Below are 26,525 nucleotides of genomic sequence, written 5' to 3'. Positions count from 1 at the left end.
TAAAATTATTTTAATAAATATTTTATTTTATGAGGTAGATAGTTAAACGCTATGAGCGATAACAAAAAGGATCTTTTTAGTGTTTTAAATAAAGCCCAATCTCGGGTAAATACAAAAGAAAACACTCTGCAGCCTCCAATGAAATCAAAAGCGATGATTTCAAGAAAAAGTGCAAAAGATACGCAAGAAGATGACTATAATGCCCTCTCTATTCGAGTTCTTGAGGGTTTAGAGCCCGTGCGTTTACGCCCTGGAATGTATATTGGTGGAACAGACAGTAAAGCGCTTCATCATTTATTTGCCGAAATTATTGATAACGCGATGGATGAAGCTGTTGCGGGTTATGCAGATTCTATTGAGGTCTCATTAGATAGGAACGGTTATATAACCGTTACAGATAATGGACGCGGTATTCCTGTCGAAAATCATCCTCAAATGCCTGAGAAATCTACTCTTGAAGTTATTATGACACAACTCCACTCTGGGGGAAAATTTGATGGAAAGGCTTATCAAACTGCAGGTGGACTTCATGGAGTAGGAATTTCTGTCGTCAATGCTCTTTCTGATGATATGGAAGTTGAAGTTGCACGAGAACGAAAACTGTACCGCCAACGTTTCTCACGCGGTATTCCTCAATCTGGATTGGAAGATCTGGGAGATGTTTATAATCGTCGTGGTACGCGCGTTCGTTTTCATCCTGATCATGAAATTTTTGGTGAAAAAGCAGCTTTTGATCCAGAAAAAATCTATAAGATGACATGCTCCAAAGCCTATCTTTTTGGTGGCGTAAAAATTCGCTGGACTTGTGATCCCGTCATACTTGAAGGCGTAAAAAATATTCCTGAAAAAGCTGTTTTTCATTTTCCCAATGGGCTTAAAGACTATTTACTTGCGTCACTAAAAGATGAATATCGAGTAACGTCAGAAATTTTTTCTGGCAAAACACAACACAATAATGGCCATGGCTCCGTTGAATGGGCTATCGCTTGGCATGGTGGTGATTCTTGTGTGCAATCTTACTGCAATACGATTCCTACAGGAGAAGGCGGAACGCACGAAATAGGATTACGTCAAGCTCTTTTGCGTGGATTAAAATCCTACGCTGAGTTAATAGGAAACAAGCGCGCAGCGATTATTACGTCTGACGATATTATGATTTCAACAGCCGCAATACTTTCAGTCTTTATCAGTAACCCTGAATTTGTTGGACAAACAAAAGATCGATTAGCAACCATTGAAGCACAGCGTATCGTTGAGAATGCAATCCGCGATCCTTTTGATCATTGGTTAGCAAATTCCCCGCAAGAAGCAACAAAACTTCTCGATTGGGTTATTGAACGTGCTGAAGAACGTGTTAGACGACGCCAAGATAGAGAAATAAGTCGAAAAACTGCTGTCCGCAAATTACGTCTGCCCGGTAAACTTGCAGATTGTAGCCAGAACCATGCTGTGGGTGCTGAACTATTCATTGTTGAAGGGGATTCTGCAGGAGGATCTGCTAAACAAGCAAGAAATAGAGCAAACCAAGCAATTTTACCTCTTCGTGGTAAAATCTTAAATGTCGCCAGTGCTGCACATGAAAAAATGAACTCAAGCCAAACAATTAGCGATCTTATCCTTGCTCTTGGATGTGGAACACGCTCCAAGTATCGTGAAAAAGATCTCAGATATGAACGTATTATCATCATGACAGATGCTGATGTTGATGGTGCTCATATTGCGTCACTGCTCATTACCTTCTTCTTTCAAGAAATGCCTGACCTTATTCATCAGGGACATTTATATCTCGCCGTCCCTCCCCTTTATAGAATATCGCAAGGAGGAAAAGTTGCTTATGCTCGTGACGACATTCATAAGGATGAATTGCTCAAAACTGAATTTACTGGAAAAGCTAAAATAGAAATCGGGCGTTTTAAAGGGCTGGGTGAAATGCGCGCAGAACAACTTAAAGAAACGACTATGCATCCTCAAAAACGTACATTGCTTCGTGTTTCTATTGATGCCGAGGAAATGCAAGAAACGAAAAAGACTGTAGAAAGTCTCATGGGAACAAAACCAGAAGCACGATTTCGTTTCATACAAGAAAATTCTACTTTTGCTTCTAATCTAGACATCTAATGTAAAAAATATCCCTTTCAAACCACTGCTGCTGCGTCAATCACGCGCAGCTGCGGATTGATCGTTCCATTCCAATAATTCAAACTAAGATGACCAGCTAAATGAATCATTTCACCAATATTTTCAAAAAGAAAATCACCAAGCGATGTCCCTACAGCACGAAAAGCAATTCCTTGCAGTTTTTTTCCTTCAACATTAGATACAATGAGGCGAAGATGTCCTTTACCAACTTCAGATAGATTCACCAGTCGATGAGAGGGAAGAACAAAAACAGGTGTTGCATTCCCTGCCCCAAATGGCCCTGCTTTTTCAAGCAATTCAAACAGCGCTTCATTAACACCAGAAGCAGAAAGAGAACCATCTATACTAAGAGATTTTTTTGCACGCAACTGTGAAACCATTAAAGAAACTTTTTCTTCTAGCCATTTTCGAAAAATTTCAATTTTTGTTGATTGAATTGTAATTCCTGCTGCCATACTATGTCCCCCTCCTTTTTCTAATAAATTTAATGTAACAGCTTCACGAACGAGTGCTCCTAAATCTATACCATTAATTGAGCGTCCCGACCCTACGCCATTTCCATCTTCTTTCAAAGCAATAGCAAAAACAGGACAAAAAAAACGCTCTTTGAGACGGGAAGCAAGAATACCAATAATTCCCGGATGCCATTCTTTATGTGAAATTACAAGCGATAATGGTATTTCTTGATCTTGATAAAGAGAAGTAATGTAAGATTCCGCTTGTGCTAATTGAATGTTCTCCATTTCTTGGCGTTCTTGATTAAGCCGATCTAATTGTTCTGCTATTCTGTCCGCTTCATCTTTATTCTCACAGCTAAGTAAACGTGCTCCCAAAGCTTGATCACCAATGCGCCCTCCTGCATTAATTCTAGGACCTAACAAAAAACCTAAGTGAAAACTATTAAGCGGCTCCCCTATTCGTGCAACCTTTGTTAAAGCTGTTATTCCTAGATTATGCATAGAACGAGCAACTTGAAGCCCTTTTATCACAAAAGCACGGTTAACCCCCTGTAATGGAACGACATCACATATGGTTGCCAATGCAACAAGATCAAGCATACTTAAAAGATCAGGCAGCTGCCCTTGGAATTGTTTTTTCCGCAGCAAATGATGAACCCAAGCTAACGTAACAAAAACAACGCCAGCTGCACATAAATGCCCCTGTTTAGAAAAATCATCAGGGCGATTAGGATTGACAAGAGCAACGGCTTCTTGATGAATCTCTGACATTTGATGATGATCTAAAATCACAACATCAGCACCAGCAAGCCTCGCTGCTTTTACGGCATCAGGACTGTTTGCGCCACAATCAACAGTGATAATTAACCGAGCGCCTTCTTGCACAAGCATCCTCATTGCTTGTTCATTAGGACCATAGCCTTCAACAATACGATCAGGAATATAAATTTTGACTTCAATACCAAAATAACGAAAAAAACGCGCTATGAGTGCCGATGAACAAGCACCATCAACATCATAATCCCCAAAAACAGCAACCTGTTCTTGATTGAGAAGAGCCTTAACAATACGCTCTGCAGCGCATTGCATATCCCTAAAACTTTCTGGATCAGGCATAAGCGTACGTAATGTTGGATTAATAAAAGCAACAGCCTCAGCTTCATCCACATCTCTTGCTGAAAGTACTCGAGCTAACTGATCTGGAAAGCCAAATTTTTGAGAAATAGCGCGCGCATTATTTATCCCTTGAACATCAAGGGCATCTAACCAAGCTTGACCACAAGCAGAAGATTCAACATTGAGAAAATAACGAGACCACTGCATTATTTCTTATTTTATAATGAAGAACAATAAAATACAATCATGCGTTAAAGATAAAATAGTTTTTTGCAACATTCATTTTAAGTTTAAATGGTCTACAAACTTCTTTTAATGGGGTATTATAATACCTTTCTAATAACATGTTGTTTTATAAAGTTTTTATTTTCTCTTGACGTCAATCAAAAGACATTATATCAGAGCAAGTAGTATGCGTTAAATATTTCGCTATGGTAACAATTTTCAACGCAAAACAGTAAAAATTCCCTTATATTAAAAGGGTTCTAATAAAGGATACTTCTATGGCAACTTTTTCACAAAAGCCAACTGAAGTGGTGAAAAAATGGGTTATTATTGACGCAGAAAACCTTGTTTTGGGTCGTCTTGCCACATTTGTTGCTAACCGCTTACGTGGCAAACATAAAGCTACATTTACTCCACATGTTGATGATGGTGACAATGTTATTGTCATTAATGCAGATAAAATAGCTCTCACTGGCAAAAAATATACGGATAAAAAATATTATTGGCATACCGGCTATATTGGTGGAATCAAACAACGTACAGCACGTCAACTTCTTGAGGGACGTTTTCCCGAACGCGTTATTGAAAAAGCAGTAGAGCGCATGATTCCTCGAGGGCCTCTTGGTCGCCGTCAATTGAAGAATCTACGTGTTTACGCTGGAAGCCAACATCCACATGAAGCACAACAGCCTGAATCTCTTGACGTTGGTGCTTTAAACCGCAAAAACAAAAGGATTGCTTGATTATGGCTGAAATTAATTCTCTTTCTGAGCTTAGCATAGTAACAAGTATTACAGAAACACATGAAAATGTTGTTCCTGTCCACGTGCAAAAGCTTGATTCACAAGGACGTGCTTATGCAACAGGAAAGCGTAAAGACGCTGTTGCACGCGTATGGATTAAACCAGGTTCTGGAAAAATCACAATCAACAATAAGGAATTTGACAAATATTTCGCTCGTCCTGTTCTTAGAATGATTCTTCGTCAACCAATTGTTGCAACAAATAGGGATACCCAGTTTGATATTATTGCAACCGTTGCAGGCGGTGGTCTTTCCGGACAAGCCGGTGCAGTGCGCCATGGCATTTCCAAAGCTTTAACCTATTATGAACCAGAACTTCGCTCAATCTTGAAAAAAGGTGGTTTTCTTACCCGTGATAGCCGCGTTGTTGAACGTAAAAAATACGGTAAAGCAAAAGCACGTCGTTCTTTCCAATTCTCAAAGCGTTAATTTCAATTTTTGTACAATGCATAAAGCCTCGGACAAAACCGAGGCTTTTTCCCCTACTAAAACAGACTTTTAGATGAATGTAGGAACAAATCTATACCGATTAGAAAAAACAAAAATGCAAAACAACCTCCTCTCTTAAGATAAAAGGCAAGAAAATAAACCGAAAAATCTCGAAACTTCAGTTTCAATTTTTAAAATCTGTTTTACTAACTTGAATATATCCACGTGCTAAAGCAGAAAAATATTTGCACGAAAACTTTAGCAATTTTATAAGCTTTTCAATATTTTTTTCTATCATCACTTAACAAGCTTTAGTCCACAAAATGTTTTACCATTGTGATAAAATGAGGAACAGAAATAGGCTTTGACATATATTCTTCACATCCACTGGCACGAATTCGCTCCTCATCGCCTTTCATAGCAAAAGCTGTTACAGCAACAACAGGGATTGATCGAAGTTCTTCATCTTCTTTTAATTGTTTAATAACATCTATTCCAGAGACCTCTGGCAACTGGATATCCACAAGGATAAGAGATGGCATTGATGAACGCGCCAAATCTAATGCCATAAGACCATTACGCGTTTCAACAGTTTCATAACCACTCGCTTCTACAAGATCACGGAATAACTTCATATTAAGCTCATTATCTTCCACGATCATGACTTTTTTTGACATTCGTATAACTCCACCCTTCTCAAATAAAATAGAGAAATAGAAATGAATCCACATTCTCTTTGCTTAAGATAAAATGATAAAATGAATTGTAAACCACAAAGAGATTAAAAGATTCCAATAAAAGCATTTTTTACAAATATTTGTAAGACGCATCGCTATACTTATTCAGTTCATCAGTATAAAATCCACAATAACCATAAGTATTGTATTACCCTATATTTTTGAGTGAATACGCACCGTTTATGAATATCTCAATTCCAGCATATGCATTTTCATCATAGAAAAAATATCAAATACAAACTTAGCTCAAATGCGTATTTTGAAGAGAAAAAATTTAATTAACTTTAAAAAGCAGCTGATTATTTAAATTTAATGTCCCCTATACTGCCATCCCCCAACAATATCTTAATGATATTAAAGGATAAATTTACCATATTATTAAAAGTAAAAAATAAATAAACCGTGATTAAACATCACGGTTTATTTAATATAAAATATTCAACAACAGAATAATTCAAAGTTCATCAAGGAATTATCTTTTAATTCAAAGCCCATGCACTATAAGCAAAAGCATCGAATGCTCTTCCACCTGTCTCTCTGTTAGGACTCGGCGGTTTTCTAGTAAAGAAATATACAAGATATGCGATTAAACCAAAAATCGCTGCCTCCATCCCCATTAAACCCGCGACTTTTTGGACATTTTTCTCAGCCCCTTGTCCTCCAAACTGGCTAATAATCATATCAACAGCTTTAATAACTCTATTTTCCTGTGTCATTACAGAAATGAAACCAGCATTTTGAAATCTACCATTTAAAGAATCAGCATTGGCTCCTAAAACCTGTGAAAAGAAAATAGCTACTGCAACAAAACATACTATACAATGCTTGAATATTTTCATCATAAACACCTATTACAATATTTAATAAAATAAATTTTCTTTACCGCCCCCTCTAAATAGAAAACATTACATCATCTATCGATAAAGTATATTTATCTTCTAATAACAAAAAATATAATACAAAATTTAATTAACAGTTTTATTTTAATTGTTAATTTTATATTATATTACATTTACAATATATCCGTTACATGTTTATTTTAATATTGTCAATTATTTTATTCGTGTTTTAATAATGTATAATTTAATGGCAAAAATGTATTAAAATAAAATTATTTTATTGTTTTTATTATAATTTTATATTTATTATCATAAATATTATTAGATATTATAACATAAAAATATCAATATATTGTTTTTTTAGTTACACGTAATGTTTTTTATTTTTTGTATAATATAGTAAGATAAATATTTTTAAAATTTACAAAAAACAAAAAAATATTTTATTGAAATATTCTGTTAAAATAATTTTTTCTTAGTATAGATTGAGAAGAAATAGTTTTCCCAGCAAAAATTAGCGTAAGTATCAACTTAGCTCTTTGATTGAAAAAGCTAAATTAAGTAAGATAAGGGATAACTTTGGTGAACGCGCCAAATCTAATGCCATAAGGCCATTACACATTTCAAAGATTTCACAGCCATTCGTTTCTACAAGAACGTGGAATAATTTTAATAAAGTTCATTGTCTTTCAAGATTCTAACTTTCTAACATTAATATAATTCTACGACTTAGAGAAATAGAAATAAATACACATTCTTTCTAACCAAGATAAAATGATTAAAAATTTTAAACCTCAAAAAGACTATATTATGTACAATAAAGTATTTCTGTAATAATATTAAAAAAAGAGTACAGCCTAAAAACTTAAAGCTTAATGGGCATATTAATAAATATAAAAATAGCTAAACCGTGATTAGAAATCACGGTTTATTAATTATAAAAGATTCAAAAACAGAATAATTTAAAATTCATCAAATCAACATTTTTAATTAAGAGCCCATGCACTTCGAGTAAAAGCAGTGAATGCTTTTTCACCTGCGCTTTTTCTAGGATCCGGTGGCTTTCTAGTAAAGAAATATACAAGAAATGCGATTAAACCAAAAATCGCTGGCTCCATTCCTATCAAACCAGCCACCTTTTGGACATCTTTTTCTCTGCTTTGTTCTGAAAATTGACTAATAATCTCCTTAACAGATTTAATAACTCTATTCTCTTGTTTCATTACAGAAATAAAATCAGCGTTTTGAGATCTACCATTTAAAGAATCGGCATTGGCTCCTAAAACTTGTGAAAAGAAAATAGCGACTGCAACAACACATGATATACAATGCTTAAATATTCTCATTATAATAACCTATTACAATATTTAATAAAACCTTACTCTCTAAACAGAAAACATCACATCATCTACCGATGATTCATATTTTCCTACTGAGAAGAGAATGATAATATAATACAAAAATAGTTATCATTTTGTATTATATTTTTATTCTTTCCATATTTAATTTGTTTTGTCAATTATTCTATTTTTGTTTTTAAGCTGACTGATTAGATGATAAAATTTTATTACAATAATATGATTATATTATTGTTTAAATTGTATTTTTTCTTCAAAACGATTGATTTTTTTAATCACAACATTTTTAAATCACAACATAAAAAAAATATTACTAAATTGTCTTTTTTATTACACATAATGGATTTTTTATATTGGTAGCATACAGTAAGCTAATTTTTTTCTTATTGTATGTTGAGAGGCAATAGCTAACCGAGTAAAAATTTAGCGTAAACAAAAATTTCGCTCTTTGATTAGAAAAGCTAAACGAGATAAGATAAGAGATAATATTGATGAAATCGCCAACTTTAATCCATAAAGCCATTAAACATTTCAACGATTTTACGACAATTCGTTTCTACAGAATCGCAGAATAACTTCAGTTTAAGCTCATTATCTTCCACGATCATTACTTTTTGATATTAATAGTGCTCCACCCATTCAAAATAAAATAGAGAAATAGATAATGAATACAAATTCTCTCTCTAACCAAGGTTAAAAAGATAAAAAATGTAAACTATAAAGAAACAAAATAACACCTAATAAAAGCATTTTTGCAAATATTTGTAATGCTCAGCATTATGTTTTTCAGTTTATCAAAATGAACTCCACAATAATCGTAAAATTATATTATTCTATATTTTTGAATCGATATGTAAAATTCATAGGTATCTAATGAATAACAATAAACTCACAAGTATTTTCATCGTAGTAAAGCTATCAATCACAAAAATTAATTCAAATACACATTTTGAAGAGAAAAAACTTACGTAACTTTGATATGCATAGATTTTTTTATCTGTAAGCAATCGGTAGTTTATATACCCAATTAAAAATTTATTCTTGTGATCTTATATTGTCTCAAACGCTTTTGTTATACATCAATACGAGCGATGCAATAACAAATCAAAATAGAACTTACTTATGTAATTTTAAACAAAACTTTAAAATGGACCACACATGTTGTTAATGCATTGTTAAATGCAAAAACAATCACAAAACTGGAAAATAAAAAACTCATTATAAATGCTAATAACTTAACAGAATTTATTTTTTTGCTTTATATAATTTTTCAAAAAATTTGGTAAGAAAATATGAGTGATACGCGAAAAAGTTCTCAATCTTTTCAATCTCTATATCAAAAATCACATTATTTTCATCACTGATAATCAAAAACATATGATCGTTATCAGTTATTTTACAACATCAAATTAAAGCATTATTTTTGTTTATTGAAAAAGAAGCTGTCTGGATTTCTCTTTATTTTTTTGGACAAATTTAAAAACATAACTTTATTAATAACATATCTCATAATCTCTATAGAAAGATACTTAAATAAAGAATACTATAAAAAATAAAATGAATATTATTGATGATTTTTTATAATATCAGTTTTAATATGCGCTTTAGAAGCATAATATAATTTAAATAAATTTATTAATAATATTAATAGTACTTAAAGTATCTATAACACTTAAAATTTATGAACTAAAATATATAGAATTATAAATAATATACCATTAAAAGATATTCTAACAATATTTCTTAGACATATTTTTCATTAACATATCTACAAAATTATTATGATTTTAGAGATATATTGCAGATATTCTATAAATTACCGTACACAATTATAAAAATGATGCACAACTCTAAAAACTCCCTACTAGAGCACCATTTATAGTGCTGCCTACTGCCTTCTCTTAGTGTAGCCCCCTCCGCACAGCAGCAGCTACGATTAACAGGAACTATACCATCTATTTTCTATTGCAACTGCACCCGCTATACTTACGATTCCTCCAAGCACAGCACCTCCAACTGTCCCAACAGGCGCCACTATCATTACTCCTGTTTGTCCTGTAGATTTTATTGTATCCCAATAATAACCCGAAGGACGGCATGAATTACCTGAAGCACTTGATGAGCTTGAACTCTCCTTTTTCTTTTATAGAAAAACGCATCATATCGATACAATTAGATTAGATTATTACGCGTTTTAGACAATTGTCAAACCTAATTTTAAATTAAAATAAAATAAAAACACCGTACAAACAATAATATTCGCAAATACTATTAAAATATAACACATTATATTTTTCTTTCTCTTAACAAAATCATAACTTAAAATGAGTTTGCATAAGAAAAATTAAGAACCTTCTCTTGATTTACTCGCACAACAAAGAAATATATTTATTACGTTATTGAAATTAATCTTATTGCTATCGTTTTACAGCTACTTGACTTGGTGAATCCTTTTATTTTTCAAGCAATTATTGATGGAATTTTTCCTACTCAGCATGCTGAAAATCTCTATGTGATCGTTATCTTGATAATTGCTATCATGTTGTTTAGCACAACTCTTAGCTTTCTATCGGGCAACTTAAAAGCTTTATTCTATCAATTTTCTTATTGTTTAAGCAAAAAACTCATCCACGTAATAATATATTGAATGCACCAACAAAATCCGCACGAATAACCACATTCTACGCATATAAAAATTACCCACTTTGACAATTTTTTAGCACTATAACCGAAAAAGAACACATCTGGCTCGTATTATGAATGATACTAAATTGTATGCCATCTTACCATTGGCTTTTGTCATCAAGCTGCCATCTAAAATCGAACAGTTTAAACCTCTGATTTCTATTTCACGCTCCTTGCCAGTAACTGTGGGAATGCGGCCTATATTATTGTTCAATCTTATCTAACAATAAAAAAATCCTCATGTGAAAATTCTACATGCCTTATATCGCCAGAATAAATAACGATAATTTATGGTACAATAGAATTATTCACTCAATTTTTTTTATTTTTATAATCATGCTGACTTTCATCTCATCCCCCTAATCCATTAAATTTACGCATTGTTTTCTTATAACTTATGAAAGTCATGACCATGGAAAGAAAAGCGCTCAACAGAAGATATCCAATATTCCATTCGCCTTTACCAAGCAACAATGACACAGGCAAGGAAGCAGAAAAAGCCATGGGAAGCATAAACAAAAGCCATTTTACGATGCTTAAAGGATAAATTCCTATTGGCACAAATGAAAGCTCGTAAATCATTTCATGAAAATATTCGACAGGCATCTTACGGCTAATAATAAATGTTACAAAATTAAACATCATGAAAAAACAAATATTGACAATAAAAACACAAAATATTGCAACAATAAAAGAGATCCATCTTAGCTTAAGATCGGATATATTCGGTAATGATACAAATAAATAGGCACTAACATAAAGAACAAAGAGCTTGATCAGATTAAGAGGTTTACACCAACCAAACAACATCAACAACCAGATTGAAACGGGCTTTATCAAGTATGGTTCAATTTTACCATCCGCTACTTTTTCAAAAAACGTTTCAATAGAATTAGTAAAAATATTCAAAAATATTCCAAGTAAAACAAAGACAACAAAGATAAAATGGATTTCATCTCTGCTATAGTTACCGATCTTTCCTGAAAAAGAAGATATTCTATTAATAAATATGAATTGAATAAAATAATAGCATAGAGAAAGAATAAACTCCCCAGCCAAATTCTTACCATAAACAATCTGTCGGCGGATATTCAAACTGATAAAATGAAGGATTATTTTCATCTCAACCACCCGCTCCATTATATGCTTTCATCCCTTTATTCCAAGCAATATAAATTAAGAATAAAAAACACAAAATATAAGTAAAACTTCCGAAAATAAACTGCTGAAACAACGCTAAATTTTGCGTCGCGAAAAACTCGGCAGGAGCTGATATCATGAAACGATAAGGATTAAATTGCATAAGCGGAATAAGCCACACCGGCCAAAAAGATGGTGGTAAAAGAACACCCCCAAGAAGCGTTGAACTGAGAATACTGAAAGAGAGTAATATATTGTACTCAATCACCCAAAAGCTTAATAAGGCAATTCCAAAAGAGAGTAAAAAACAAAGCAATTGTGATAGAATAACAACCAGAAAAAAGAACAGAAAAGCGATGACCAATCCCAGAATATTTTCATAGGATAAAACAAGCTTAACAACAAAAAGAGCCAATAACGGGATGCTATATAATACACTCTCCCCTAAAAAAGTAAAAAGCATTTGTGTCATATAACTAAAGGGCTTTGTAAGATATACTTCTAATTGACCTTCTTTAACATGATGAGAGAAAAACTTAATCACATTATAACCATTATTTAAGCGACCTAGGACTAAAGCAAAAGCATAATAATACATCATATCATAAAAGCTAAAGCCATTGATGGTGTTGCCCGTATCAGAGAAAAGTGCATTCCATAATAGAAGTTGAATAACAAATGGCGAAAGTGTCCCAATGATAATATCGGTAAAAAACATTGCTCTATCACTTAGAACAGTGAGTAATCCATTCTTGGCAAAAAGAAACATACCAAAGCAGTGGTTAGATAAATTCTTTAAATTTAACACGGAGCATCTCTTCAAGCGAGGGAGTGGATACAGAGAACGTACAGTTCAATTCGGTTGTAATTTCGCGTACAAAACGCGCAAAATCCTCACGGGGCAGCGAAACCTCCAGCGAGCATTCTTCAGCGTTAAAGTGCTTATCTTTTAAAGGAGTAGATAATTTCAACGCAATCTCATCAATTTTTTCTACAACAGCTGAAGGTGCAGCCATGTGTTCACAAAAAAGTGTCATTCTCACCAAAGAAGGAATGACATTTTTAAGCGCATGAAGATTACCATGAAACTGTTTCTTTCCTTTATGCAAAAGAATAATATCATCGACGTATCCATCAATATCTCCCATATCATGACTTGTAATGATATACCCAGTGCCACGCTCCTTTTTCAGTTTTTTAAGAAGCTCCCTGATTTCATGCTTAGCTGTAATATCAAGACCAATACTTGGCTCATCGAGAAACAACAGTTTAGGTCTAAAGGAGAGATTAAATGCCAATTCACTTTTCACTCTCTCACCTAGACTAAGCATCCGCACTGGCTTATCTATAATATGCTCAAGACCCAGCAACTCAGCGATCTCTTTAAGATCACGGGTAAAAGAGGCGCATTCAAGACCATATAATGGTTGAACCATATCCAGACTGTAGCGTAAGGGCAAATCCCACCATAAACAATTCTTGTGACCAAAGACCACACCCAAAGACTTGAACAGATTTTTCTTCGCTTTATAAGGATCAACACCAAGGACTTTAACACATCCCTCATCAGCGTATTGTATACCAGAAAGTATTTTAATCAGTGTCGATTTACCCGCTCCGTTAGGGCCAAGAATTGCTAACGATTGCCCTGAAAAGAGGGTGAAACTCATATCTTTTAACACATGATGATTTGTATAAACCGGCTTGAAGAGAGAAAACACCTTGTTTTTAAAACCAATTCCTCTGTCAATGTTGCGATATATTTTTGAGACGTTATTAACGTCAATCAATAATGATCCCATCAGTCACTCCTAATTTCAATTTATCCCCCTTTTGAATGTTCCCATAATAAATATCTGTTTTGTTCACTAGAAAAAACAAAACTGTTCAAGCCCTCCCTAGAGCAATAAAACGCGCCTGACGTTTTATCTCCAATTTTTTGTCTAGATATTTTTTCAATGTGATGAGTTCACTTCAATGAAGCATTAAGATACTAAAAACTTATTTCTTCTTTTATGAAAGATAGTCTTTTGGATAAACTAAGTAAGTAGAAAAATAATTGGTCATTGAAAGGAGAACTTTGCTAAGAAGGCTTCATTGTGTAAGCAAAGATACAAAGCATAAATCTATACTATAAGCATATCAAACCACATTGATAATAAAACAAACTTCCTTGACAACAGGAATTTTTTGAGAGGTTACTTTTCCTCAGCATTACTATAAAACGCCTCCATTATTCCCCATAAAAAAACTAAAATCGCTTTCTCTATTTTAGTAAATATCTTTCAGATTTTATCTAACTCATCTCGCTCAATAGACACGCCTTCCCAATATATGACCTCTATAGATAATTCAAAGAAGCAGCTTCATAAACTCAGATTATTAAATGATACACCATATCCAAAAAATAACAATACAATCAATATGGATAAAGAGCTGTAGAAAGAAAGCCATGATATTCGAAAATTTCATCACTCAAAAACATAATTTTCTCATAGCGATTGACTTATCAAAAACTTCCTTCAAATGATGCCCTATTCATCTTATCAAATTTATATCAATCAAAAAGAACAAATGAAGTTTCTTTACTCTGTTTCAGCATCACTCTCATTAAAAGACAAAAGATTAAAACTTTGAACCATATGAGGTGGTAAAGGTGCAACAATGTCCAATATTCCTCCTGAAGGATGAGGAATACGAATACGACGTGCATGAAGATGAAGACGATTTTGAATTCCTCCTGGTAATGTCCAATTACTATCAGAAAAAAAATACTTTGTATCGCCAATGATAGGATGATCCATATGGGCAGCATGCACACGAAGCTGATGTGTTCTCCCTGTATAGGGTTCCATTTCAAGCCACGAAAGAGCCCGCCCTCGTGTATCTAAAACGCGATAGTAGGAAACCGCATGATGTGAATCTGGCTCCCCATGTTCACAAACACGCATTTTGTCACCTTGTGCAGTCATTTCCTTAACCATCCACGTTGAAATTTTGTCCTGCTTTTTTTTAGGCACGCCCCGAACCAACGCCCAATAAGTCTTTTTTGTTTCTCGCGCTCTAAAAGCAGCAGTTAAGGACTGAGCAGCTCCCCTTGATCGCGCAACAATAAGCACACCCGACGTCTCACGATCAAGACGATGAACCAAACGCGGCTTTTCACCTTTTTTATTGCGCCATACCTCAAGCATACTATCCATATGACGTGTTAAACCAGAGCCTCCTTGTACAGCCAATCCAGCTGGTTTATTAAAAACAAATACCTTTGGATCTTCATAAAGCAGCATTTTTTTCAAAACGGTCCCATCATCCTGCCCACGAAGTGTTTTATCCGTTATTGAAAGATTTTCCTTGTCATTAATAGGGAGAGGTGGAATACGAACAGCCTGTCCTATACAAAGACGCGTATCGGCTTTAACACGTCCACCATCAACCCGTATCTGACCAGAACGCAACAATTTTTGCAAAGCTCCAAAACCAAGTCCTGGATAATGCACTTTAAACCAGCGATCTAAGCGCATTCCATTTTCATCTGCCTCAACTTTTTTTATTTCTATGCCTGCCATGAAAATTCCCTTACCTGATAATTTTATTGATCTATTTTTGCGCCTTTATAAACACAAAAATTCATATTTTAGTTGGTTTTATCACACCATATTACAGTTAGTATCCAAAATTGCCTTTTCTTAACATCCAAATTTTATTAGCTAAAAACTAAGCGTTGTAAAAATCAACAGCCTTTACGCTTAATAGCGAATGGAGATAATTAACCGTGTCCTTATTCAAAACCTATGCACGTGTTCTCACTTACCTAAATAGAGAAAAAAATGCATCCCTTTTAATCTGTACCGCTAATGTTATGTTAGCTATTATCACTATTGCAGAACCTATTTTATTCGGACGTGTTATTGATTCTATTTCAGAAAAATCAGCTATCATTCCTACTCTTACCATTTGGGTTTGTTTTGGACTTTCACATATTATTGCTTATGTCCTTGTTGCTCGCGGTGCTGACCGCTTAGCCCATAGACGCCGCTTAACGGTTTTAACGGAATCTTTCGAACGTATCATTGCCATGCCTTTAATTTGGCATCAACAACGTGGAACTTCCAACGCACTCCATACACTTTTGCGCGCAATAGATTCCATGTCAACCATATGGCTTGATTTTATGCGCCAACACCTCTCAACGCTTGTCGCCTTATTAGTTCTCATCCCCATAGCGTTTAATATGAATTGGCGTCTTTCAATAGTCTTGGTTGTGCTTGCCATCACCTACGTATTAATTGCACGTTTAGTGATGCGAAAAACAAAAGACGGACAAGCCGCTGTGGAATGCTACCACCACAACCTTTTTAAACATGTCAGTGATTCAATCTCTAATGTTTCCATTGTACAAAGTTATAACCGAATAAAAGAAGAAGCTTCTATACTGCATCAACATACAAATGCTCTGCTTAAAGCACAAAATCCTGTTCTCAATTGGTGGGCGCTCGCCAGTGGCTTAAATCGAATGGCTTCAACAATTTCAATCGTTTGTGTTCTCCTCCTTGGAGCTTTTTTTGTTGCAAAAGATCAATTACGAGTAGGTGAAGTCGTTGCTTTTGTTGGATTTGCACAACTCATGATTAGCCGCCTAGACCAAATGAGCAATTTTATTAATTGTGCAATATCCTCACAAGCAAAACTGCAAGAATTTTTTGAAATGGAAGACTCAACCTTTCATATCAACGAACCGCAAAATCTTCCTTCCCTCCAAAATGTTAAAGGCGCCATACAATTTCATCACGTGACCTATAAATTCCCCAATTCTTCTCAAGGTGTTTTTGATATTTCCTTTGAGGTTAAAGCAGGACAAACTGTTGCAATTGTAGGGCCAACAGGGGCTGGAAAAACAACATTGATCAATCTGTTGCAGCGCGTATACGACCCTACCCTTGGGCATATCTCCATTGATGGAATAAATATATGCTCAATCAATCGCGAATCTTTACGCAAATCTCTAGCAACAGTATTTCAAGACTCGGGTCTTTTCAACCGTACTATTCATGACAATATTTCAATAGGAAAAGCGAGCGCAACAAATGAAGAACTTTATGAAGCAGCAAAAATAGCAGAAGCTCACGATTTTATTCTAAAAAAAGCTGATTGTTATAACACAATGGTGGGCGAACGAGGATCTCAATTATCCGGTGGAGAAAAACAGCGACTAGCAATTGCACGCGCTGTTTTAAAAAATTCCCCTATTCTCATTCTAGATGAAGCAACAAGCGCTCTTGATGTTGAAACAGAAGCACGTGTCAAAGATGCTCTCGATTGCATAAGCCATAACCGCACTACTTTTATTATAGCACATCGCCTCTCAACAGTACGCAATGCTGATGTGATACTCTTTCTGGATCATGGTCACTTAATGGAAAAAGGAAACTTTCAAGAATTGATCGATAAAGGGGGACGTTTCTCTAATTTTTTAAAGGCAAGTGGTTTAACAATCAAACCACCAGAAAGAGAAGGAGAAAATGTTATCCCCTTACATGAAGCCATAGCATCATAAAATTGATACTCTTTTTCAAGCAAAAAAATCCTCCTCAAGATAACAAGAGTTCTTATATATGATACAAGTAAAAAGATTTCTAAAAATGCCACAATTCATTTTAGGTATTTAAGAAAAATATTAAAACAGTTTAGTATTTTCTCTGCTATTGCAATTTTACTAGATTAGAACAAAAATATTTTCCTATATCTGTGCATATTGACGAGTATACATTCTCATTTAGGGAAAATGTAAAGGTAAAAACAATTTCCAGTTTTATCGTCTTCTTTTTACTCAGCTTTACGAATTTCAAAACGAACTAAAGAAACATCTTTTAAATAATGAATATTATGTATTGCTTTGCACTTTTGTTTATCACGTTCTTTATAGTCCTCTCATAAAGAACAGAACATCATTGTTTTGCACATTCATATGACTTTTTTAAGAAACATTTTTCAATGCTCTTAAGCCCATTTCACAACGACATTCGTGAGTGGTTTTGATTAATTTAACATACCCAGAATTTGAAATAATAAAATCCTACGAATATTCGTAGCTCTTATTCAAAAGATAAAACGATAAATTATCATTATAACTCAATGTATTAAAGCAATTTTATCATAAATAAATTAAATATTAATCTAAATCTTTAGATTTATGTGATATTCCTTTGATTTATATTGATAATTCATTACTTTATAACTTTAAATAAAGATTTATAAAGATAGGAGAATATTCTTTTCAAAACCTTTTAATAATAAACCAAAAAACTGTGTACATAACAAGCAAAATGAAAACAATAGCTCTAAGATATAACAACTCTTTTATAAGCCTTTTCAAGGAAAGAGATTTTATTCATTTGAAAACTAATCGAATAATGACAGCTTATAACTTTATAAGGAGAATCGTATGCAATAAATCTTGATTTTTCCTTTCATAAAAAGAGAGGTTTCTTTAAAAAATCTATAAGAGCAACACAATAACTAGTCTTCCTAGTAAAAGAATACACAGCAAAGCATGAAGTGCTGAATAATCTATCTTATCTTAAAAAGGTGACTCCTGAAACGCTTGGACGTTATAAAGACAAACACTGTTTTTATCTTTACAATTGTATTTTTCCCCAATTACGCTGTATCTGCATTTCAGAAATACACCAGACAGATATTCATGATACATAGATGCCAACCCAATATAACAATGTAAAAAATACCTATGCAGAATGATTTCATTCTTTAATTTTTTTCAAGAAAATCTTTTAGTGCCGCAAATGCCTCATCAGCTTTGTTCCCCTCAGGACCACCAGCCTGCGCCATATCAGGACGGCCACCTCCACCTTTACCACCAAGCATCTCTGAAAGAATACGAACGAGATCTACAGCATTTAACTTATCCGTTAAATCATCCGTAACGCCGACAACAGCACTCCCTTTTCCATCCTCCGAGACACTAATAAATGCAACCACTCCAGATCCGATTTGTTTTTTCTCAGAATCGACGAGCGCCTTAAGATCCCGTGGTAAAATATTTTTAACAACGCGTCCGGTAAAAGAAAACCCATTGATGATGATAATATCACCTTGGCTCCTTTCTGTTATTCCACCACTCAACATCATTTTCTTGCGTACATCATTCAATTCTTTTTCAAGTTTACGACGATCATCAAGCAAAATTCGCGCCCGTTCTTCCACACCAGCAGAAGAAGTTTTTAAAAGATCAGCAATTTCATGAATACGTTCATCTTGGCGGCTAAGATAAAGACGTGCTTCTTTGCCTGTTAAAGCTTCAATACGCCGCACTCCAGCTGAAACAGAACTTTCAGAAACAATATGAATCAAACCGATATCACCTGTTCGCTCCACATGTGTGCCACCACAAAGCTCAATTGACCAACGCTTTTTAAATCCTCCCTTTTCAAATGGCTCCCCCATAGAAACAACGCGAACTTCATCACCATATTTTTCACCAAACAATGCCATGGCACCTTCAGAAATTGCATCATCTACAGCCATGAGGCGCGTTATTACTTTACTATTTTGCAAAATAATCTCATTGGCTAAATCTTCTATTTTTTTCAACTCTTCTGGTGAAACGGATTTTGGATGTGAAAAATCAAAACGCAACCGATCTGGCGATACAAGAGAGCCCTTTTGTGTAACATGGTCCCCCAATGTTTGGCGTAAAGCTTCGTGTAACAAATGAGTAGCAGAGTGATTCGCGCGAATTTTCTTACGACGAACAATATCAACCGTTAATTCTACACAATCAGACCTCGATGCCTGACCAGATTTCACCTCCCCAATATGGATAAAAACACCATCACCCTTTCTTTGGGTATCATGCACCTTAAAAATAAAATTTTCACCAGAAATGATACCGCTATCACCAATTTGCCCACCAGATTCACCATAAAAAGGTGTCTGATTAACAACAAGCATAGCTTTCTGATCTGAAGAAATATGATCAACAATTTTACCATCACATACAAGAGCTGTAAGAATACCTTTCGCTGTCTCAGTTTCATAACCTAAAAACTCTGTGGCCCCCACTTGATCACGAACAGAAAACCAGATTTTCTCTATTACAGCTTCTCCAGAACCAGACCAATTGGCACGTGCTTCCTCTTTTTGGCGTTCCATCGCTTTATCAAAAGCACCAACGTCAACAGATATTCCGCGACGACGAAGAACATCTTGCGTCAAATCAAGCGGAAAACCATAGGTATCATAAAGTTTGAAAGCAACTTCACCATTCAAATAGTCTCCTTCTTTAAGATCGGTACTTGCTTCGTTCAACAAACCAAGTCCTCGTTCAAGCGTTTTACGAAAACGTATTTCTTCTAACCTTAAAGTTTCTGAAATCAAAGATTCAGCACGCACCAACTCAGGATAAGCTTGTCCCATTTCGCGATTTAAAGCAGGCAAAAGTCGCCACATTAAGGGCTCTTTAGCACCAAGAAGATGCGCATGACGCATAGCACGACGCATAATACGACGTAAAACATATCCTCTTCCTTCATTAGAAGGAAGCACACCATCAGCAATCAAAAATGCCGATGAACGAAGATGATCAGCAATGACACGATGGCTGGCAATAAAATCACCCTTTGCCTCAATCCCTGTAATTTCTTCTGATGCAGCAATTAATGCACGAAAAAGATCAATGTCATAATTATCATGAACGCCCTGTAAAACAGCAGCAATACGCTCTAATCCCATGCCTGTATCAATAGAAGGGTGAGGTAAGTTAACACGTTTTTCCTTGGAAACTTGCTCATACTGCATAAAAACAAGATTCCAAATCTCAATAAAGCGATCACCATCTTCTTCCATACTTCCAGGAGGACCGCCCCAGATTTCATCACCATGATCATAAAAAATCTCCGAACAAGGCCCACAAGGGCCTGTTTCTCCCATCGACCAAAAATTATCAGCTGTCGCAATACGGACAATTTTTTCATCTGGAAGACCTGAAATTTTACGCCACAGTTCAGCAGCAACATCATCACTCTGATAAACTGTCACCAACAATTTATCTTTTGGCAGGCAAAATTCCTTTGTTAAAAGATTCCATGATAAAAAAATGGCTTCTTCTTTGAAATAATCACCGAAAGAAAAATTACCCAGCATTTCAAAAAATGTATGATGGCGCGCCGTATATCCAACATTATCAAGATCATTATGCTTTCCACCCGCACGAACACATTTTTGTGCCGTTGTTGCCTGCGTATAAGAAGGTTGTTCAAGTCCAGTAAAAACATTTTTAAACTGCACCATTCCTGCATTTGTAAACATAAGTGTAGGATCATTCCGCGGAACAAGCGGACTAGAAGAAAGAACTTTATGCCCATTACGATGAAAATAATCCAAAAATATTGACCGAATATTATTAACACTATTCATGTTGACACCTGCTCAATACAGCACAAAACCATAAAAGAAAAATCCCCCTCATTAAATTCTCTTCGCCACGCATGGAGTCAATTTAATCAAAAATGGAATATTTGTTTTAAAAAATTGAGAAAAAAATGACTGCGTATTTAAAAACTCAAACAAAAAAACAGAAAAATCTGAAAGGGAAAAAATTATAGACGAAAAAAACACTCCATCAAATGGCTTCATCACTTTCTATATTTTCTGACCCTGCATTTTCTAACAGTTCAATCGCAATCAAACCAGCATTTTGGCGCAAAGCTGCTTCAATCTCTGTAGCTATTTCCACATGTTCACGTAAAAACTGCTTTGCATTCTCACGCCCCTGTCCTAAACGCTGAGAATTATAAGAAAACCATGCACCAGATTTTTCCACAACACCAACCTTGACACCCAAATCAATCAATTCACCTACTTTGGAAATACCTTCACCATAAATAATATCAAACTCAACCTGCTTAAATGGAGGTGCCAATTTATTTTTCACCACTTTAACGCGCGTCTGATTACCAACGATTGAATCCCTATCTTTAATGGATCCAATGCGACGAATATCTAAACGAACAGAAGCATAAAACTTTAAAGCGTTTCCACCCGTTGTCGTTTCAGGAGAACCAAACATCACACCAATTTTCATGCGAATTTGATTAATAAAAACAACCATACAGTTAGAGCGAAAAATTGCTGCGGTTAATTTTCGTAACGCTTTACTCATTAACCGAGCTTGCAATCCGGGCAAAGCATCACCCATTTCACCGTCAATTTCTGCTCGCGGAGTTAAAGCTGCGACAGAATCCACAACAAGCACATCAACTGCACCAGAACGAACCAACGTTTCTGTAATTTCCAATGCCTGTTCACCGGTATCTGGCTGAGAAATGAACAAGTTTTCTAAATCAACACCAAGCTTACGCGCATAAATAGGATCAAGCGCATGCTCTGCATCAATAAAAGCACAAATCCCACCACCTTTCTGTGCCTCAGCAATAGCATGGAGAGCCAATGTTGTTTTCCCAGAACTTTCTGGTCCATAAATCTCAACAATACGCCCCTTCGGTAATCCACCAATCCCTAAAGCAATATCCAAGGATAACGACCCTGTTGGAATTGTTTCAATTTCAACAACCTGCTCTTTTTGCCCAAGACGCATAATCGAGCCTTTACCAAAAGAACGTTCAATTTGTGAGAGAGCAGCATCGAGAGCTTTTGTTTTATCCACGATTATATCCTTGACCGAATTCATAATAACCTAAAAATTTAGTGTACACTGTACTTTTAATTTAACTAAAGGCTTGAGTTTAGATTTTCACAGACTATTTCCATTCCTATCTCCACATTATGCCCATAAACATTCATGACCATCACAATAAAGAATTGGCATTGCTTATCTTATGACACATAATAAACTCTAATAAAGTAATATCTCTATGGGAGCATAGTTAACATATTTATATCTCTCTAGAAAAGGAACAATTTAATTTTAAACACAATGTTCTACAGCCCTTCTGCTTATCCCTTTGATTAAATACTTGAGAGACTAAGAATTCTCCTGCTATTGATCACAAAAAAACGCATCATCAATCAACCTCATACCCTATTGCATCGAAGAACAAAACGCCATTGTGTTGCATATTCATACACTTGATTTAAGAAACATCTCTCAAAACTTCTAAGCTCGTTTTGTGACAACACCTATGAATGTGGTATACTACAAAACCCTTTAGGCGCCACCATCTTTACTCTATGGAAGGAGAAAGCCGGCACCCATCACACTATTTATCATCCCCCAATGTTGCAACAGTTCTCGGCACTTGAGACAATTCATAAGAAGGATTTTTAGTCCTTTCTTGTACAGTTTTTATCACACGGTAATCCTGCTCGTAACATGCAAGTAAATGATTTGATTGATTCAACAAATAACAGACTTGGGATGAGAGAAATTTACGGTATTTGAAACTTTCATTCAACTTACGAAACAGTCTATTATTATAAGTCAATATATTATTTAATAAAACCAAAAAAAATAAAGCAGCTTAAAAGTTGAATGATATATTTAAATTTGAAAAACTATGTACTTTCGAAGATATCAAAAAAAATCTCTACAAGCAATGCAATAAATGTTTAAAATATAAGCTAAATTTCTCATACAATAACATAAGAGATCAATAAAAAACGTATTTCAACTCAAATTTTATTTTGATCTTTACGTTTTTTACGCAACTGTTGCCACCACTCAAGACGTTTCACAATTTCACGCTCAAAACCACGCTCAACTGGTTTATAATAACTCTGACGCCCAAGTTTTTCGGGAAAATATTCTTGTCCTGAAAAAGCGTCTGGTTCATCATGGTCATAACAATAACCACTTCCATACCCTTCTTCCTTCATAAATTTCGTAGGAGCATTAAGAATATGCTTAGGAGGTGATAAAGAGCCATTTTTGCGCGCACAACGCAGTGCTGCTTTATACGCGAGATATGCTGCATTTGACTTTGGCGCAGTTGCAACATAAAGACATGCTTGCGCCAAAGCCAACTCTCCTTCTGGTGATCCTAAATAATCATAAGCATCTTTTGCTGCATTACAAATGACAAGAGCTTGAGGATCCGCCAAACCAATATCTTCAACAGCCATACGAACCAATCTTCGCCCAATATAGAGAGGATCTTCACCAGCATCCAACATACGTGCCAAATAATAAAGCGCAGCATCAGGATCAGATCCACGAACGGATTTATGCAACGCTGAAATGAGATTATAATGCCCATCTCGTCCTTTATCATAAATGGGCGCACGACGCTGAATAACTTTTTGCAAAGCAACAACATCAAGAATCTCTCCCAATGGAGCAATAGACCAAACTTCCTCTGCCAATGTTAACGCTACCCGCGCATCACCATCAGACATCTCTATCAAAACGTCTCTGGCATCATTATCCAAGGGAAGAGTTTTTCCCTCCACTTCTTCAGCACGCTTCAAAAGCATGTCCAAACTTTCATGATCATGAGAAAGAAATGTTAAAACACGTGCACGCGAAAGAAGGGCAGCATTCAGTTCAAAAGAAGGATTTTCGGTTGTTGCACCTATAAGTACCACAGTACCCTCTTCCATCACAGAAAGAAAACTATCCTGCTGAGCACGATTAAACCGATGAATTTCATCAACAAAGAGAAGTGTTTTATCCCCAGATATAAAACGCCTCTGCGCAACTTCAAAAATCTTTTTAAGTTCAGAAACTCCTGTAAAAATAGCAGAAACCTGTTCAAACGCGAAATTTGTTTCAAGGGCTAACAAACGTGCAACGGTCGTTTTTCCCGTCCCTGGAGGTCCCCAAAAAATCATCGATCCAATTGAGCCAGTTGCCGCCATACGTGAAAGCAAACCATCCTCTCCAATCAAATGCTTTTGTCCCACAACATCATTGAGAGAACAAGGGCGCATTCTTTCTGCAAGTGGCTGATTTTTATTAACTTGAAAATCAAACGACGAAGTAAAAAAATCTTTCTTCAAAAAAAACCTCAACGAATAAATTGGCGAATATACATACCATCACGTTCATATTCCAATTGCCACATATTTGAGCGACCTTGCATAAGAACCTTTTTTAACTGATGAACTGTTTGAATTTTATGGCCATTTACAACACGTAGAATATCTCCTGACTGAAAAATTCCAGCTGCATTGCTCATTTCCTCAAGATTGGTAATCACAACCCCTTTTGCAGATATAGGAAGATGAAAACGTCGACTATTTTGCGGTGTTAAATCTAACACCTCAGCACCAGCAAGAGGACTGTCACCCGTAATTTTTTCAGATTTTAAAAATGCAGTTTCTGATATTGATGAAACTGTTATTTGTGTTTTTAAAGTTTTTCCACTTCGTAAATATTCCAAGGCAAGACTATGCTCAACGTCAGCTGTCATCAAACGATAACCAAGACTATCTGGACTGTCAACGCGTACCCCCTGCACACTCAAAATAACATCACCTACTTTCAATCCAGCTTTTTCAGCAGGACTATCTTTGATAACTTCAATAATCAGAGCACCATAGGGACGTTCTAAACCTAAACCACCAGCAATATCAGGTGTAACATTTTGAAAAGAAGCCCCAATATAAGGCGGCACAAAATATTTTCCACCGCGTTTAACAGTATCAAGCATTACTTTTACAAGATTAACTGGAATAGCAAAACCAATCCCTACCGAACCACCGGAACGCGAATAAATAGCCGTATTAATTCCGATTAACTGACCTTTCATATCAATTAAAGCGCCACCAGAATTCCCTGGATTAATGGCTGCGTCTGTTTGAATAAAAAAGTCAAAATCAGAAATCCCAACACGTGTACGCGCTTGCGCTGAAACAATACCACTTGTAACTGTTTGACCAACACCAAAAGGATTACCAATAGCCAGAACAAGATCACCAACTTCAACAGCATCAGAATTTCCCAAAGAAAGAACAGGAAATTGAGCATCTTTTTCCTCAACTTCAAGAATTGCAATATCAGTCGCTTCATCTTTGAGCACAACCTTACTCTCAAACTCCCGCCCATCAGAAAAAGCCACTTTAATTTCGCTTGCATCTTTAATGACGTGGTAATTTGTAACAATCAAACCACGTGCATCAACAATCACCCCTGATCCTAATGACGATTGCTTACGAACAGGAAATTTATTTTGAAAACGACCAAAAAATTGCTCAAAAAATGGATCGCCTTCAAAAGGTGATCGTGCTCTAATTTGTCGAGCTGCATAAATATTTACAACAGATGGAACTGTCTTTTTAACTAAAGGAGAAAATGAAAGAGTGATTTCTGTTTGTGTTTGAGGAACATGAGCATATACATGATCAAATGATATCTGCATCATAATTGCAAAAAAAATCCGCACCCAAAAAGAATACCTCATAATCCACTCCTTATAAAATCAGCACATTCTGTTGAAGATTAATAGAATAAAAAAACGCATCCCCGCAAATTAAGGATCTCTATTAATATTTCATAATAGAGAATAAAAACAACCTATTTGAACAATAAATATTATAAAAATAAGATAATTCAATACTCTATAATTTTCTCTCTGCACCTATTTCTCAACTAAAATAAATTTAAAAATACTCACAAAAAA

The 26,525-nt window shown here is 35.2% G+C and carries 16 protein-coding genes; 4 read left to right on the top strand and 12 right to left on the bottom strand.

Going from position 1 to position 26,525, the window contains the following annotated elements; genetic code table 11:
* Positions 1-51: 51 nt before the first annotated feature.
* The gene (parE, locus tag ACFILH_RS07565) at positions 52-2,118 is read left to right on the top strand and encodes a DNA topoisomerase IV subunit B (RefSeq protein ID WP_375637445.1); all 2,067 of its coding nucleotides are present in this window, start codon (positions 52-54) and stop codon (positions 2,116-2,118) included.
* 17 nt (positions 2,119-2,135) lie between these two features.
* Here the strand turns inward: parE and recJ are convergent, their stop codons facing one another.
* Positions 2,136-3,920 carry a single-stranded-DNA-specific exonuclease RecJ gene (gene recJ / locus ACFILH_RS07560; protein ID WP_375631293.1) on the bottom strand — a complete coding sequence of 595 codons (1,785 nt, stop codon included), beginning with the start codon at positions 3,918-3,920 and terminating at the stop codon, positions 2,136-2,138.
* Between the two features lie 296 nt (positions 3,921-4,216).
* Here recJ and rplM point away from each other — a divergent pair, with 296 nt between their 5' ends.
* Positions 4,217-4,681, top strand: coding sequence for a 50S ribosomal protein L13 (gene rplM, locus ACFILH_RS07555; RefSeq protein ID WP_015856544.1), 465 nt, complete (start codon positions 4,217-4,219; stop codon positions 4,679-4,681).
* 2 nt (positions 4,682-4,683) lie between these two features.
* Positions 4,684-5,169 (top strand): 30S ribosomal protein S9, encoded by a 486-nt coding sequence (gene rpsI / locus ACFILH_RS07550; RefSeq protein WP_015856545.1) that lies wholly within the window; start codon positions 4,684-4,686, stop codon positions 5,167-5,169.
* 311 nt (positions 5,170-5,480) lie between these two features.
* On the opposite strand, the gene ACFILH_RS07545 is transcribed toward rpsI, so the two are convergent.
* The 7 genes from ACFILH_RS07545 to ACFILH_RS07515 all read right to left on the bottom strand — a co-directional run bounded on the left by ACFILH_RS07545 (position 5,481) and on the right by ACFILH_RS07515 (position 15,497).
* Positions 5,481-5,846, bottom strand: coding sequence for a response regulator (locus ACFILH_RS07545; protein ID WP_005773308.1), 366 nt, complete (start codon positions 5,844-5,846; stop codon positions 5,481-5,483).
* A gap of 539 nt (positions 5,847-6,385) precedes the next feature.
* Positions 6,386-6,745, bottom strand: coding sequence for a hypothetical protein (locus tag ACFILH_RS07540; RefSeq protein WP_375667629.1), 360 nt, complete (start codon positions 6,743-6,745; stop codon positions 6,386-6,388).
* A gap of 986 nt (positions 6,746-7,731) precedes the next feature.
* Positions 7,732-8,091, bottom strand: a complete 360-nt coding sequence (locus tag ACFILH_RS07535; protein ID WP_375631292.1) for a hypothetical protein — start codon at positions 8,089-8,091, stop codon at positions 7,732-7,734.
* Positions 8,092-11,139: 3,048 nt separating this feature from the next.
* Entirely contained in the window at positions 11,140-11,928 is a 789-nt protein-coding gene (locus ACFILH_RS07530; protein WP_375657864.1) for an ABC-2 family transporter protein, read from the bottom strand.
* A complete protein-coding gene (locus ACFILH_RS07525; protein WP_375631291.1) occupies positions 11,912-12,736 on the bottom strand; it encodes an ABC-2 family transporter protein in 825 nt (274 codons plus the stop codon). The genes ACFILH_RS07530 and ACFILH_RS07525 overlap by 17 nt, the downstream gene beginning before the upstream one ends.
* The gene (locus ACFILH_RS07520; protein ID WP_375667593.1) at positions 12,711-13,730 is read right to left on the bottom strand and encodes an ATP-binding cassette domain-containing protein; all 1,020 of its coding nucleotides are present in this window, start codon (positions 13,728-13,730) and stop codon (positions 12,711-12,713) included. Before ACFILH_RS07520 ends, ACFILH_RS07525 begins: the two co-directional genes overlap by 26 nt.
* A 783-nt stretch (positions 13,731-14,513) precedes the next feature.
* Positions 14,514-15,497, bottom strand: coding sequence for an RluA family pseudouridine synthase (locus ACFILH_RS07515; RefSeq protein WP_375643218.1), 984 nt, complete (start codon positions 15,495-15,497; stop codon positions 14,514-14,516).
* A 206-nt stretch (positions 15,498-15,703) separates the two neighbouring features.
* Between ACFILH_RS07515 and ACFILH_RS07510 the strand changes: the two genes are divergently transcribed.
* A complete protein-coding gene (locus ACFILH_RS07510; RefSeq protein ID WP_375637441.1) occupies positions 15,704-17,485 on the top strand; it encodes a glucan ABC transporter ATP-binding protein/ permease in 1,782 nt (593 codons plus the stop codon).
* Between the two features lie 1,211 nt (positions 17,486-18,696).
* Here ACFILH_RS07510 and alaS read toward each other — a convergent pair.
* The 4 genes from alaS to ACFILH_RS07490 form a co-directional block, all read right to left on the bottom strand.
* Positions 18,697-21,363 carry an alanine--tRNA ligase gene (gene alaS, locus ACFILH_RS07505; RefSeq protein ID WP_375667591.1) on the bottom strand — a complete coding sequence of 889 codons (2,667 nt, stop codon included), beginning with the start codon at positions 21,361-21,363 and terminating at the stop codon, positions 18,697-18,699.
* A gap of 205 nt (positions 21,364-21,568) precedes the next feature.
* A complete protein-coding gene (gene recA, locus ACFILH_RS07500) occupies positions 21,569-22,612 on the bottom strand; it encodes a recombinase RecA (protein WP_273791424.1) in 1,044 nt (347 codons plus the stop codon).
* Positions 22,613-23,577: 965 nt separating this feature from the next.
* The gene (locus ACFILH_RS07495; protein WP_375643221.1) at positions 23,578-24,903 is read right to left on the bottom strand and encodes a replication-associated recombination protein A; all 1,326 of its coding nucleotides are present in this window, start codon (positions 24,901-24,903) and stop codon (positions 23,578-23,580) included.
* An 8-nt stretch (positions 24,904-24,911) separates the two neighbouring features.
* Positions 24,912-26,306 carry a DegQ family serine endoprotease gene (locus ACFILH_RS07490; protein ID WP_375654492.1) on the bottom strand — a complete coding sequence of 465 codons (1,395 nt, stop codon included), beginning with the start codon at positions 26,304-26,306 and terminating at the stop codon, positions 24,912-24,914.
* Between the last annotated feature and the right edge of the window lie 219 nt (positions 26,307-26,525).

The organism is Bartonella sp. CL435QHHD, assembly GCF_042195095.1.
Lineage (GTDB): Bacteria > Pseudomonadota > Alphaproteobacteria > Rhizobiales > Rhizobiaceae > Bartonella.
Note: the sequence above shows the minus strand (reverse complement) of the source record. Positions and strands in the feature narration are given on the sequence as shown.